The organism is Pseudomonas fluorescens (assembly GCF_001623525.1).
GTDB classification, from domain to species: Bacteria; Pseudomonadota; Gammaproteobacteria; order Pseudomonadales; family Pseudomonadaceae; genus Aquipseudomonas; species Aquipseudomonas fluorescens_Q.
The window spans coordinates 5,779,215-5,792,990 of the sequence record NZ_CP015225.1 but is presented as its reverse complement, the minus strand read 5'-3'; the positions used below and the strand labels follow the sequence as shown (position 1 = coordinate 5,792,990).

The 13,776-nt window shown below is 61.9% G+C and carries 13 protein-coding genes; 9 read left to right on the top strand and 4 right to left on the bottom strand.

Annotated features, from left to right (window positions below; all coding sequences use genetic code 11):
* Positions 1-44 precede the first annotated feature (44 nt).
* Entirely contained in the window at positions 45-2,429 is a 2,385-nt protein-coding gene (locus TK06_RS25075; protein ID WP_063324245.1) for a hybrid sensor histidine kinase/response regulator, read from the bottom strand.
* 370 nt (positions 2,430-2,799) lie between these two features.
* On the opposite strand from TK06_RS25075, the gene TK06_RS25070 reads away from it, so the two are divergent.
* From TK06_RS25070 to TK06_RS25055, 4 genes are all read left to right on the top strand, one after another.
* Complete coding sequence (locus tag TK06_RS25070) at positions 2,800-3,597, top strand: hydroxymethylpyrimidine/phosphomethylpyrimidine kinase (RefSeq protein ID WP_063324244.1); 798 nt, start codon at positions 2,800-2,802, stop codon at positions 3,595-3,597.
* Positions 3,598-3,614: 17 nt separating this feature from the next.
* The gene (thiE, locus tag TK06_RS25065) at positions 3,615-4,241 is read left to right on the top strand and encodes a thiamine phosphate synthase (protein WP_063324243.1); all 627 of its coding nucleotides are present in this window, start codon (positions 3,615-3,617) and stop codon (positions 4,239-4,241) included.
* A gap of 28 nt (positions 4,242-4,269) precedes the next feature.
* Positions 4,270-5,553 carry a glutamate-1-semialdehyde 2,1-aminomutase gene (gene hemL, locus TK06_RS25060; RefSeq protein WP_058546736.1) on the top strand — a complete coding sequence of 428 codons (1,284 nt, stop codon included), beginning with the start codon at positions 4,270-4,272 and terminating at the stop codon, positions 5,551-5,553.
* A gap of 217 nt (positions 5,554-5,770) precedes the next feature.
* The gene (locus tag TK06_RS25055; RefSeq protein ID WP_003205863.1) at positions 5,771-6,325 is read left to right on the top strand and encodes a tetratricopeptide repeat protein; all 555 of its coding nucleotides are present in this window, start codon (positions 5,771-5,773) and stop codon (positions 6,323-6,325) included.
* A gap of 185 nt (positions 6,326-6,510) precedes the next feature.
* On the opposite strand, the gene TK06_RS25050 is transcribed toward TK06_RS25055, so the two are convergent.
* A complete protein-coding gene (locus TK06_RS25050; RefSeq protein ID WP_003185742.1) occupies positions 6,511-6,840 on the bottom strand; it encodes a DUF1820 family protein in 330 nt (109 codons plus the stop codon).
* A 133-nt stretch (positions 6,841-6,973) separates the two neighbouring features.
* On the opposite strand from TK06_RS25050, the gene miaB reads away from it, so the two are divergent.
* The 5 genes from miaB (at position 6,974) to lnt (ending at position 12,410) form a co-directional block, all read left to right on the top strand.
* The gene (miaB, locus tag TK06_RS25045) at positions 6,974-8,302 is read left to right on the top strand and encodes a tRNA (N6-isopentenyl adenosine(37)-C2)-methylthiotransferase MiaB (protein WP_161951742.1); all 1,329 of its coding nucleotides are present in this window, start codon (positions 6,974-6,976) and stop codon (positions 8,300-8,302) included.
* A gap of 215 nt (positions 8,303-8,517) precedes the next feature.
* Complete coding sequence (locus TK06_RS25040; RefSeq protein WP_063324241.1) at positions 8,518-9,528, top strand: PhoH family protein; 1,011 nt, start codon at positions 8,518-8,520, stop codon at positions 9,526-9,528.
* Complete coding sequence (ybeY, locus tag TK06_RS25035) at positions 9,521-9,979, top strand: rRNA maturation RNase YbeY (RefSeq protein ID WP_003205868.1); 459 nt, start codon at positions 9,521-9,523, stop codon at positions 9,977-9,979. The genes TK06_RS25040 and ybeY overlap by 8 nt, the downstream gene beginning before the upstream one ends.
* A gap of 40 nt (positions 9,980-10,019) precedes the next feature.
* Positions 10,020-10,859 carry an HlyC/CorC family transporter gene (locus tag TK06_RS25030; RefSeq protein ID WP_003205870.1) on the top strand — a complete coding sequence of 280 codons (840 nt, stop codon included), beginning with the start codon at positions 10,020-10,022 and terminating at the stop codon, positions 10,857-10,859.
* 27 nt (positions 10,860-10,886) lie between these two features.
* Positions 10,887-12,410: an apolipoprotein N-acyltransferase gene (gene lnt, locus TK06_RS25025; protein WP_063324240.1), complete on the top strand. Its 1,524-nt coding sequence runs from the start codon at positions 10,887-10,889 to the stop codon at positions 12,408-12,410.
* A 168-nt stretch (positions 12,411-12,578) separates the two neighbouring features.
* Here the strand turns inward: lnt and TK06_RS25020 are convergent, their stop codons facing one another.
* The gene (locus TK06_RS25020; RefSeq protein WP_063324239.1) at positions 12,579-13,340 is read right to left on the bottom strand and encodes a YdcF family protein; all 762 of its coding nucleotides are present in this window, start codon (positions 13,338-13,340) and stop codon (positions 12,579-12,581) included.
* Positions 13,341-13,443: 103 nt separating this feature from the next.
* The gene (locus TK06_RS25015; RefSeq protein ID WP_063324238.1) at positions 13,444-13,764 is read right to left on the bottom strand and encodes a hypothetical protein; all 321 of its coding nucleotides are present in this window, start codon (positions 13,762-13,764) and stop codon (positions 13,444-13,446) included.
* Positions 13,765-13,776: the final 12 nt, after the last annotated feature.

Here is a 13,776-nt window from a genome sequence, read left to right as displayed (position 1 = left end):
TCAGTTAAGCACCGCCTCCAAGCCGGACAAAGTGTCATATCCGCCTAAATATCGGCGCTTTCACCCTGTCTCGGGCAAAGCACCCGGCGCTGGAGCATCGCCTGCAGTGCCTCGAATTTCACGGGTTTGTTCAGGTAATCGATCTGAGCGCCCGAGGGGCAGCATTCGCGCGCCACATTCGGGCTGACCACCAGCACCGGCAGTTCCTCGCAGCCGGGCAAGGTGTGGATCTGGCAGCCGAGCGACACGCCGTCCAGCGGCGGCAACTGGCAGTCGAGCAGCACCGCATCAAAGCGCTCGCCGTGCAGCAGATCCAGCGCGGCGCGGCCACTGTCGGCGGTGCGCACCCGATAACCGAGCTTGAGCAACATGCCGCGCATGACCAACTGATCGATGCTGTTGTCATCGGCCAGTAGCACCGTGCAATCCTGCGGCACACGCGAGCCTTGGCGGCCACCGAAGGAAAACGGCGTCGGGACCGCCGCTAGCAAGGCCACGTCAAACTCCACATCCAACTGGAAACGACTGCCACGACCGGGTTCGGAGGTGTGGGTCAGGCGTCCGCCCAGCAGTTCCACCAGTTGCCGGCAGATGGCCAGGCCCACGCCGAGACCGCCGTATTCGCGGGTCATCGAGCCGTCGAGTTGGAAGAAGCGCTGGTACAAGGTCGCTTCCCCCAGGTCGGTAAAACCGATTCCGGTGTCGATGACAGCAAAGGACAGCATCAGCCGATCAAGCGCCGTCGGCCTGCCGCTGACTCGCAGGGCCAGGCCGCCAACCCGGGTGAACTTGATGGCGTTGTCCAGCAGGCATTCCAGGCTCTGGGCCAGTTTGCCACTGTCGCCAAGCAACCGGTCCGCCAGGCCAGGGGCCACGTCGACCTTGAAATCCAGGCCCTTGGCCGCCGCATTGGCGCCGAACTGCACCTGCAGCGCATCGACCACCCCACGCAGGCTGAACGGTGCCGGATAGACCTTGAGCTTGCCGGCCTGCAACTCGGTCAGGGTGAGGATGCCGTTGACCATGCGCATCATGTCCCGCGCCGAACCGGCGGCGGTCTGTTGATACTGGGTCAGCTCCTCATCCATCTCGACGGTTTCCATCAGCTCAAGGGAACCGATCACGCCATTCATCGGCGTGCGCAGTTCATGGGTCAGGGTGGCGAGGAATTCATCCTTGAGCTTGTTGCCGTGGGCCAGTTGCTGGTTGAGCACTTCGAGTTTCTGCCCGGCGTCCAACAGGGTCTGAGCCTGCTGCTCGCGCATGGCATTGATGCGGTCGGCCAGGGCCAGGGACAACAGTGCCACTTCGATGGCCGAGCCGATCTGGCTGGCGTACATGGTCAAAAAGACATTTGGCAGGTAACCGAGCACCATCAACGTATTGACAATGCCCCCCAGCAGAAACGCCGACCAGGCAATGATGAAGTAACGCGCCACCCGCAGGCCACGCCACCAGGCGAACAGGCCGGCGGCGAAGATCACCACGGTGAACAGCAGCGCCAACACCGTCGCCAGGCGCAGCGCCAGGGCATAACTGGTCATCAGCGACAGGCCGACCACCACAGCGCTGTAGGCGATCAGCGCCAGCAGCAAGCGGTCCAGCCAACGGCTGTGCTGGGCGGTTTGCAGGAAACTGCGGGCGAACTGGCTGCCAAACAGGCCCGCGCAGCCAATGAAGAACGGCGTCGCGGCGTTGGCCCACCAGGGGTTGTCCGGCCAGAAATACTCCACGGCGGCACCGTTGACCGACAACTGGTACAGGCCGAACGAGGCAATGTAGAAGATGTAATAGAGGTAGCTGGTGTCGCGCACGCTCAGGTAGATGAACAGGTTGTAGACCAGCATCCCCAGCAGCACGCCATAGATGATCCCCAGTACATACAAGCGCACCGGTTGTTGTTCGAGGTAAGCGGTGCTCGACCACAGCGTCAGCGGCGCCTGGATCGAACCCTGGCTTTGCAGGCGCAGGTAGAGGGTCTGCCGTTGTTCGGGCTTGAAAGCCAGGCTGAACAGGTAGTTGTTCTGGCGGATCTCGCGGCTGGCGAACGGCAAGGCATCACCGGTCTGGCGAACCAGGCGATAGCTCCCCGACGCATCGGGCAAATACAAGTCGAGGTGGTCCAGCGGCGGGTACGCCAGCTCCAGCAGCCAGGTACGCTGGGCGTCCGGATTGGCAGGACGGTAGTGCAGGTCGATTTTCAACCAGAAGGCTGATCGCGAGTAACCGGCGTTCAGCGTGGCTTGGTCGTGGGCTTTGAAAGCACCGGCGGCAGCTTGGGCCAGGACATCGTCAATAGAGGCCGTGCCGCTCGCATCTTCGAACACCTGCAGGGCATGGCCCAAGGGCAGGTTTTGGGTGAATTCATCGAATTCGAGAGCACTTGCCAGAGGGGACAAGCACAGCAACAACATCAGCAAATAGCGCATTTAAGCCCCAGCGCGGCCTGTCCGGTTGAGTCAGGAAGCCCCCCATTCCCTGAGTAGACGTAAAACCGGCATTACCTGTTATGAGTTGGATCCATCTCTAGCATAGCCGTTGATGGCCAATTTGCACCATTGAAATTTTTCCTACAGAAGGCTCTAGAACGGGCGTTCCAGCGCTAAGCATTGAAATAGAGCTGTTGCTTTGGTCAGATTGCAATACGACCCGGGAGCCAGGCTCTCGTTTGTTTGATCAGGTCCAGGGTTCTGTGGCGAGGGGATTTATCCCCTCGCCACAAATAAATCCTGCCTATAGCTGCTTCCCTTACTACGGGCGTGCGCCGATCGAAAGGGTTTGGTGGTAAGCTCGCGCACCATGAATATCTACAGCTCTCGCCCCGTTGTCCTCTGTCTCTCCGGCCACGATCCCAGTGGTGGCGCCGGCTTGCAGGCAGATATCGAAGCCCTGCTCGCCCAGGGCTGTCATGCCGCCCCGGCCGTTACCGCATTGACCGTGCAAGACACCGTCAACGTCAGCGATTTCCGCGTGCTCGATCGCGAGTGGGTGCTGGCGCAAGCCAATGCCGTGCTCAACGATTCGCCGGTCGCGGTGGTCAAGCTGGGGATGCTCGGCTCGCTGGAAATGGTCGACACAGTGGTCGAACTGCTCCAGGCGCACCCGCACCTGCCGATGGTCTGCGACCCGGTGCTGCGCGCCGGCGGTGGCGGGCGCCTGGGCAAGGATGAGGTCGGCTACGCCATGCGCGAACGCCTGCTGCCCCTGGCAATCATCGCCACCCCCAACCTGCCTGAAGCACGCATCCTTGCTGAATTGCCCGAGGGCAGTGCCGACGAGTGCGCGGAAAAACTGCTGCCCTTCGTCAAACACCTGTTGATCACCGGTGGTCACGGCGACGAACATGAAGTCCATAATCGCCTGTACAGCCGTGACGGCGGGCGCGAGACCTTTACCTGCCAGCGTCTGCCCGGCAGTTATCACGGTTCCGGCTGCACCCTGGCCAGCGCCCTGGCCGGTCGGCTGGCCCAGGGCGAACAGCTCGCCAGCGCCGTCAAGACGGCACTGGATTACACCTGGCGCACCCTGCGCGATGCCGAACAACTGGGCAAAGGCCAGTTCGTACCGCGTCGCCTGCCGCTGGATTTCTGCTCGTAGCACCGGAGGCCTGTGGAATGAAATTACGTGGCCTTTACGCCATCACTGATAGCCAATTGCTGGCCGGTAAGTTCCTCGCTTATGTAGAAGCGGCGCTGGAAGGTGGCGTCACCCTGCTGCAATACCGCGACAAAAGCAGCGACGAGGCCCGCCGGCTGCGGGAAGCCGAAGCACTGCGCAACCTGTGCGAACGCTACAAGACCCAGTTGATCATCAACGACGACGCCGAGCTGGCCGCGCGCCTGGGCGTTGGCGTGCACCTGGGCCAGACCGATGGCCCGTTGGCGCCAGTGCGGGCACTGCTCGGGCACAAGGCGATCATCGGTGCCACTTGCCACGCCAGCCTGGCACTGGCCGAACAGGCCGCCAGCGAGGGCGCCAGTTATGTCGCGTTCGGGCGTTTCTTCAATTCCAACACCAAGCCCGGCGCCCCCAGCGCAAACCTTGAACTGCTCGCACAGGCGCACCTCAAACTGCATATCCCGGTGTGCGCCATTGGCGGCATCACCCTGGACAATGCCGCCCCGCTGGTGGCCCACGGGGTCGACCTGCTGGCGGTGGTCCACGGCCTGTTCGGCGCCGACAGCACCACTGAAGTGACGCGCCGCGCCCGCGCCTTCAATGAGCTGCTGCAGATCAAATAGTCTATTTTCCGTTTTCGAGAGCCCAACCATGTCCCGTTCCGAAACCCTGTTTGCCAATGCCCAGAAACACATCCCCGGCGGCGTGAACTCGCCCGTTCGTGCGTTCAAGAGCGTCGGCGGCACCCCGCTGTTCTTCAAGCACGCCGAAGGCGCGTACGTCACCGACGAAGACGACAAGCGCTATGTGGATTATGTCGGCTCCTGGGGCCCGATGATCCTCGGCCACAGCCATCCGGACGTGCTGGATGCGGTGCGCAAGCAACTGGTACACGGCCTCTCCTACGGCGCCCCGACCGCGATGGAAACCGAGATGGCCGACCTGGTCTGCTCGATCGTGCCGTCGATGGAAATGGTGCGCATGGTCAGCTCCGGCACCGAGGCGACCATGAGCGCGATCCGCCTGGCGCGGGGTTTTACCGGCCGCGACAGCATCATCAAGTTCGAAGGCTGCTACCACGGCCACTCCGACAGCCTGCTGGTCAAGGCCGGTTCTGGCGCATTGACCCAGGGCGTGCCGAGCTCGGCAGGCGTACCGGCAGCGTTCGCCAAACACACCCTGACCCTGCCATTCAACGACCTCGAAGAAGTCGAGAAGATGCTCGGCGAAGTCGGCCAGGAAGTGGCGTGCATCATCGTCGAGCCAGTGGCCGGCAACATGAACTGCGTGCCGCCGGCACCGGGTTTCCTCGAAGGCCTGCGCAGTCTGTGCGACCAGCATGGCGTGGTGTTGATTTTCGATGAAGTGATGACCGGTTTCCGCGTGGCCCTCGGCGGCGCCCAGGCCCATTACGGTGTCACGCCGGACCTGAGTACCTTCGGCAAGATCATCGGCGGCGGCATGCCGGTGGGCTGCTTCGGCGGCAAGCGCAAGATCATGGAATGCATCGCGCCGCTGGGCCCGGTCTACCAGGCCGGCACCTTGTCGGGTAACCCGCTGGCCATGGCCGCCGGCCTGACCACGCTGCGCCTGATCAGCCGCCCGGGCTTCCACGCCGAACTGACCGACTACACCACCCGCCTGCTCGACGGTTTGCAGGTCCGCGCCGATGCGGCGGGTATTCCGTTCGTGACCACCCAGGCCGGGGGCATGTTCGGCCTGTATTTCAGCGGTGCCGATGACATCGTCACCTTCGAAGACGTGATGGCCAGCGACGCCGACCGCTTCAAGCGCTTCTTCCACCTGATGCTCGACGGCGGCGTGTACCTGGCCCCGAGCGCATTCGAAGCCGGTTTCACCTCCATCGCCCATGGCGAGACCGAGCTGAAGATCACCCTCGATGCGGCCGAACGGGCGTTTGCCGCACTGAAATAAGCCTGTGGATAACTGACGCTGGCTGAAGCTGGCGTCAGCGATTGCTGACAACCTCCCGCCTTTTTCCTACGTATTTATGCCCGAAGCAGCTATTAGCATTCCCTCGCAGCAGAAAAACGAGTAAAGACTTTGTAAGGATGGCCCTGCTTATTTCATAATGCGCGCTTATTGGATCCCCCGGAGGGTCCGCGCGCCCCTCAGAGGTAAGTCGATTCCCATGAACCGCACCGGCCGCACCCTTGCCTTGGGCTGCCTGTTGCTCCTTCAGCCCCTGCTCGCGAATGCACAGGCAGGCGGTAACTCGTTGTTGATCCCGGCGCTGGGCCGTTGCACGCTCAATACCCAGCCACAAGATCTCGCACCGGCACTCGACGCCTGTCAAAAAGCGGCGGACGCAGGAGATGCACAAGCGCAATACGAGTTGGGCGAGTTCTACTACGAAGGCAAGGCTGCGCCGCGCGACCTCAAGAAAGCCCTCGACTACTTCGAAAAAGCCTCGCTGCAAGGCCATGCCCAGGCGCAATTCAAGCTCGGCGGCATGTTCTTCCATGGCGAAGGCGTGCCAGCCAACAACGTCCAGGCCTATATCGTCCTGAAGATGGCCGCGGTCAACGGCGCCGAAGAAGCCCTGGACACCGCCGACGAAGTCGCCGAGCAAATGCCCCGTGACGAGTTGGAAGTGGCCACCCAGGTGCTGGGGCAAATCTTTCGCAAATACCTGATGGAATTGCAGAACGCCGATGGGCGTACGCCTTTTTCGCCGCTGCCCTGAGTCCACCAAGGCCAAGAGCTGACTGTGGTGAGGGGATTTATCCCCGCTGGGCTGCGCAGCGGCCCTAAAAACCAGCCACTCGGTGTGTCTGGGAGATTGAATCAACAGCATGGGGGCTGCTTCGCAGCCCAACGGGGATAAATCCCCTCGCCACAAGGACTGTGCTTGACCTTACTCCGTGATGCCTACTTCTCAGGCATCGGCATCGGAAACGGCATCACATTGCCGACCGCGCCGCGGGCTTCGCTGATTTTCGGGGTGCCCAGGCGTTCGACTTCGTCGATGCGCACGATCGAATGCATCGGCACGAAGCTGCGCACCACGCCTTCGAACTGCGCCTTGAGCTTTTCCTCGCTCGGATCGACGACCACTTGCGTGCGCTCGCCAAAGACGAATTCTTCCACTTCCAGGAACCCCCACAGATCACTTTGATAGATCTGCTTGGCGTACATTTCGAACACCTGGCCCTGGTTGAGGAAAATCACCTTGTAGATTGGAGCTTCACGTTTGGTCATGGCTGGCGAAACACATCGGCGGGTAAAAATGAGGGCGCGAACTATAGCATAGCCACTGCTCGCGCAACGGTAGGAACCCAGGGACTTGTTCCCTATAATGCGCGGTTCTTTGAATCACGTGATGACCCCGTCCATGGCCAAGAAGCTTTACATCGAAACCCACGGTTGCCAGATGAACGAGTACGACAGCTCGCGCATGGTCGATCTGCTGGGTGAACACCAGGCCCTGGAAGTCACTGCCCGCGCTGAAGACGCGGACGTGATCCTGCTCAACACCTGCTCGATTCGCGAACGCGCCCAGGACCGGGTGTATTCCCAGCTCGGCCGCTGGCGCGAACTGAAGTTGGCCAACCCGGAAATGGTCATCGCCGTGGGCGGTTGCGTGGCCAGCCAGGAAGGCGCGGCCATTCGTGATCGCGCGCCGTACGTGGACGTGGTCTTTGGCCCGCAGACCTTGCACCGCCTGCCGGAGATGATCGACGCCGCCCGCAGCACCAAGCTGCCGCAAGTGGACGTTTCGTTCCCGGAAATCGAAAAATTCGACCACCTGCCCGAACCGCGCATCGACGGCCCAAGTGCCTACGTGTCGGTGATGGAAGGTTGCAGCAAGTACTGCACATTCTGCGTGGTGCCCTACACCCGCGGCGAAGAAGTCAGCCGGCCATTCGACGACGTGATCGCCGAGATCATCCACCTGGCGGAAAACGGCGTGCGCGAAGTGACCCTGCTGGGGCAGAACGTCAACGGCTATCGCGGCCTGACCCATGACGGGCGCCTGGCGGATCTCGCCGAACTGATCCGCGTCGTGGCGGCAGTGGATGGCATCGACCGCATCCGCTACACCACGTCTCATCCGCTGGAGTTCTCCGACAGCCTGATCCAGGCCCACGCCGAAGTCCCCGAACTGGTCAAGCACCTGCACCTGCCGGTGCAATCGGGCTCCGACCGGATCCTTGCGGCCATGAAACGCAACCACACGGCGCTGGAGTACAAATCCAAGCTGCGCAAGTTGCGCGCAGCAGTGCCGGGGATCTGCATCAGCTCGGACTTTATCGTCGGTTTCCCCGGCGAAACCGAGAAAGACTTCCAGCAGACCATGAAGCTGATCGAAGACGTGGGCTTCGACTTCTCCTATTCCTTCGTCTACAGCCAGCGTCCTGGCACTCCGGCGGCCGACCTGGCGGACGACACGCCCGAAGAACTGAAAAAGGAGCGGCTCAACGCCTTGCAACATCGCCTCAACCAGCAAGGTTTCGAGATCAGCCGACAAATGGTCGGCTCCGTCCAGCGGATTCTGGTGACCGATTACTCGAAAAAGGACCCGGGCGAGTTGCAAGGCCGGACCGAAAACAACCGCATCGTCAACTTCCGCTGCGACACCCCGGCCCTGATCGGCCAGTTCGCCGACGTGCACATCGACGCCGCGCAACCGCACTCCCTGCGCGGTTCACTGATCCAGTAACCCCACACTTCCTGTGGGAGCGAGCTTGCTCGCGATAGCGGTGCGACAGTCAATATCAATGTTGAATGTGAGGGCCCCATCGCGAGCAAGCTCGCTCCCACAAGGACCGTGCCAAGCCCTGTGATCAGATTCGCCTGTTTAAGAGCTTTCGCACCCAGCCTACTGGCGTTATCCTTGATTTCACCTTAATTGCCCCCGGGCGGCTAAAAACGACCTTGAACGCACCCATCGAACCACATCGCTTTATTCTCGAGCCCTTTGAGGCTCGCCGCTTCGCCAATCTGTGCGGGCAATTCGACGAGCACCTGCGCTTGATCGAACAGCGCCTGGCCATCGAGATCCGCAATCGCGGAAACCAGTTCGAACTGATCGGCGAACCCAAGCACACCACCTCCGCAGAAAACCTGCTGCGCCGTCTCTACCGGGAAACCAAGGGGAGCGAGCTGTCGCCGGATACGGTCCACCTGTTCCTGCAGGAGTCGGCTGTCGAAGAACTCGACAACCATGCCCCGTCGGAACCTGCCGTGGCCCTGCGCACGAAAAAAGGCATGATTCGCCCGCGCGGCTTGAATCAGCAGCGCTACGTGAAGGAAATCCTGGGCAACGACATCAACTTCGGCATCGGCCCGGCCGGTACCGGCAAGACCTACCTGGCCGTGGCCTGCGCCGTCGATGCGCTGGAACGTGAACAGGTGCGGCGTATCCTGCTGGTGCGACCGGCGGTCGAAGCGGGTGAAAAACTCGGTTTCCTGCCCGGCGACCTGGCCCAGAAAATCGACCCGTACCTGCGCCCGCTCTATGACGCGCTGTATGAAATGCTCGGCTTCGAATACGTCGCCAAGCTGATCGAGCGCCAGGTCATCGAGGTCGCGCCGCTGGCCTACATGCGTGGTCGGACCCTGAACAACAGCTTCATCATCCTCGACGAAAGCCAGAACACCACGGTCGAGCAGATGAAAATGTTCCTGACCCGCATCGGCTTCGGCTCCACCGCCGTCATCACCGGGGACATCACCCAGGTCGACCTGCCCCGCGGCACCAAGTCCGGGCTGAACCATGTGATCCAGGTGCTCAAGGACGTGCCGGGCATCAGTTTCACGCACTTCATGCCCAAGGACGTGGTGCGTCATCCGTTGGTCCAGCGCATTGTCGAAGCCTACGAGCGCTTCGAGCATCGCGAGGCCGACGATGCACCCGAAGGCAAAGGCAATCGCCACAATGCTTGAACTCGACCTGCAAGTGGCCTGCGAACACGCCGCCCCCAGCGAAGCCCAGTTCCGCCAATGGTGCGAACTGGCCCTGCGCCAGCGCAGCGCCGACTCGGAGCTGACGATCCGCCTGGTGGACGAACCCGAAGGCCGTGAACTGAACCACACCTGGCGGCAGAAAGACTACGCCACCAACGTGCTGTCGTTCCCCGCCGACGTCCCCGACGAACTGCTCGACATCCCACTGCTGGGCGATCTGGTGATCTGCGTCCCGGTGGTGGAGCGTGAAGCAGCCGAACAAGACAAGACCCCCGAGGCTCACTGGGCCCATCTGGTGATTCACGGCTGCTTGCATCTACTGGGTTACGACCATATAGAAGATGACGAAGCCGAAGAAATGGAAGCACTGGAACGAACGTTGCTTGCAGAGCTGGGTCATCCCGACCCCTACGCCGGCGACGAACACTGATACATCAACCTGTAACGACAAAGGATTCAGAGTAATCGCTATGAGCGAAGATCGATCGAGCAACGGGCAGAAGTCATGGCTGGGCAAGCTCACCCAGGCTTTTGCCCATGAGCCGAAAAACCGCCAGGAGCTGCTGGAGCTGCTGCGCGATGCACACCAGAACAAACTGCTGGACAGCGAAGCGCTGGCCATCGTCGAAGGCGCCATCCAGGTCGCTGACCTGCAAGTCCGGGACATCATGGTCCCGCGCTCGCAGATGGTCAGCATCAAGGCGACCCAGACCCCCCGTGAATTTTTGCCCGCCGTGGTCGACTCCGCTCACTCGCGCTATCCGGTGGTCGGCGAGAGCCATGACGACGTCATGGGCGTGCTGCTGGCCAAGGACCTGCTGCCGCTGATCCTTCAGGAAAACGGCGACAGCTTCAACATCAAGGACCTGTTGCGCCCGGCTACCTTCGTGCCCGAGTCCAAGCGCCTGAACGTGCTGCTGCGTGAATTCCGCGCCAACCACAATCACATGGCCATCGTCATCGACGAATACGGCGGCGTGGCCGGCCTGGTCACCATCGAAGACGTCCTTGAGCAGATCGTCGGCGACATCGAGGACGAGCATGACGTCGAGGAAGACAGCTACATCAAGCCCCTGCCCAGCGGCGACTTCCTGATCAAGGCCCTGACGCCGATCGAGAACTTCAACGAATTCTTCGACAGCCAATTCTCCGACGATGAGTTCGACACCGTCGGCGGCCTGGTGATGAGTGCGTTCGGGCATCTGCCCAAGCGCAACGAAACCACGGAAATCGGCTCCTGGCGCTTCCGCATCCTGAATGCCGACAGCCGTCGGATTCACTTGTTGCGCCTGTCGCCCATTGGCCGATAACCCCTGCGAGACCCGCTAAGGACAAAAATGCGCTGGATAACCCGCCCCGGCTGGCCCGGTAACCTGCTGGCCATGGCGGCCGGTGCGATCACCACCCTGGCCTTGGCGCCGTTCGACTTCTGGCCGCTGGCATTGCTGGCGGTCGGCTTGTTCTACGCCGGGCTGCGCGAGCTCTCGCCACGCCAGGCCCTGGGCCGAGGCTGGTGTTTCGGTTTTGGCCTGTTTGGTGCCGGCACCAGTTGGATCTACGTCAGCATCCACAACTTCGGCGGCGCCTCGGTGCTGCTCGCCGGGTTATTGATGCTGCTGTTCATCGCCGCCATCGCCTGGTTCTTCGCCCTGCCCGCCTGGCTGTGGGCACGCTGGTTGCGCCGCAACGAGGCGCCGCTGGCCGATGCCCTGGCGTTCGCCGCGCTGTGGTTGGGCCAGGAAGCTTTCCGCGGCTGGTTCCTCACCGGGTTCCCCTGGCTGTACTCCGGCTACAGCCAGCTCAACGGCCCGCTGGCCGGCCTCGCGCCGCTGGGCGGGATGTGGCTGATCTCCTTCACCCTGGCCTTGACGGCCGCGCTGCTGTACAACGCGCCCCGGTTGATCCGCACCGGACGCAAGGGCTTTATCGCCGCGGGCGTGATGCTGCTGATCGGCCCATGGGTGGCCGGCCTGGCCCTCAAGGGCCATGCCTGGACCAGTCCTTCGGGCGACCCGCTGAGCGTCGCGGCGATCCAGGGCAACATCGAACAAAGCATGAAATGGGACCCCGAGCAGCTCAACGCGCAGTTGGCGCTGTACCGCGACATGAGTTTTGCGTCCAAGCGCGTCGACCTGTTGATCTGGCCGGAAACCGCAGTACCGGTGCTCAAGGAATCTGCCCAGGGCTATCTGGACATGATGGGCAGCTTCGCCGCCGAGCGGCATTCGGCGTTGATTACCGGTGTGCCGATTCGCCAACTGGTGCGCCACGAGAAGCGCTATTTCAACGGCATCACCGTGACCGGCGAAGGCGACGGTACTTACTTGAAGCAAAAGCTCGTGCCGTTTGGCGAATACGTGCCGCTGCAGGACATCCTGCGCGGCCTGATCGCCTTCTTCGACCTGCCCATGTCGGACTTCGCCCGGGGCCCTGCCGACCAGCCACTGCTGCAAGCCAAGGGTTACCAGATCGCCCCGTTCATCTGCTATGAAGTGGTCTATCCGGAATTTGCCGCCAGCTTGTCAGCGCGCAGCGACCTGTTGCTGACCATCAGCAACGACACCTGGTTCGGCACCTCGATCGGCCCGTTGCAACACCTGCAAATGGCCCAGATGCGTGCCCTGGAAGCCGGTCGCTGGATGATCCGCGCCACCAACAACGGCGTCACCGGGCTGATCAACCCCTTCGGCCAGATCACCGCACAGATCCCGCAATTCGAGCGTGGCATCCTGTACGGCGAAGTGGTGCCGATGCACGACCTGACGCCGTACCTGCAATGGCGCTCGTGGCCGCTGATCATTTTGTGCCTGTCGCTGTTGGGCTGGGCGTTGATGGCGAGCCGGATGGCCAAGACCGTTTGAAGCCTTTTCCCGCCCCTGTGGCGAGGGGATTTATCCCCGCTGGGCTGCGAAGCAGCCCCAAGAAAGAACTGACACTGTGGTGTGCCAGACAGTTTGAATGGGGGGCGCTTCGCGCCCCAGCGGGGATAAATCCCCTCGCCACAGATAAACAATTCACCGCAAAGCCGTTCAGCGATAGAACAACCAATACCCCAACAACCCCATCGCCTCATTCATCAACTGCCCGGACTGCCAGATCGACTTGAACTCCGGCATCCAGCCACCCAGTGGCCGGGCGTTGTCCGGGCCCAGGAAGCCGACAGGCGCCGGCACCACTTCAAATCCTGACCGCTCGAAACTCCAGACCGACCGCGGCATGTGCCACGCCTGGGTCACCACCACAACCCGTTTGATGCCTTCCGGCAACAGGATCTCGGCGCTCATCTGGGCGTTTTCCCAGGTGGTGCGGCTACGTCCTTCCTGCCAACGCACGTTGACGCCGAAATCCTCCAGCATCGAGTCGGCCATCAACTTGGCCTCGCTGGGCGGGGTTCCGTAGTGCAAGCCGCCAGTGGTCAGCACGGGCAAGCCCGACGCCTTGGCCAGTCGCGCCGCATAACGCTGGCGTTCGAGGCCGACACCGGTAGGCTGGTCGGAACCCCAGGCCAGGTCACCGCGCTCGCGACCGGAACCCAGCACCACGATGGCGTCGGCACGCTGGGCCAGGGTCGCCCATTCACTGCGCAGCAGCGGCGGCTCACGCTCCAATGCCTTGGCGCTCCACTGCACCACCACCGGCAGGCTCATCAACCAGAAACCGCCCAGGCCCACGGCGAAACACAGGCGGGCCAGGCGCGGCCGAGAATGGCGCCACCACCAGGCGAGCGCCAACAGCAGCAGAAGAATGCCGGGCGGCAATAGAAGTTGTTTGATGAAATAGCGAAAGGGCATCGGGCATCTCCATAGATGCCCGAAGCCTAAGGGGGTTGACGCAAAGCGACAACAGATTCGAAAAAGCCTTGAACCCAAAAAAGCGACACGCGTGAATCCGGCTTTACTTGAACTGCAGCGACCGGATCTTTACTGCATCCTTATCAGGCGTCCGGTCCTTGAGCCACACAACCTTGGCCGAACGGGGCGCTTCGAGACGCTTGAGTACCTGGGCCCCACTGGTGGGGGGGTTATGTCCGGCCTGTTCAAGGTAAGCCTTGACCAGTTCGAACTCTGCGGGGCTCAAGCCTCGCAGTTCCAGCTCTACCGGGCGCTCATCACGCAAGCGACCGGCGGTTCTTGCAGCGTCCAGGGCCACCCCGAGACGATCGATCAGTTTTTCGTACAACTCAGGTGTAGCGACTTTTCGTTGTGATTCAACCATCCCTCACCTCAT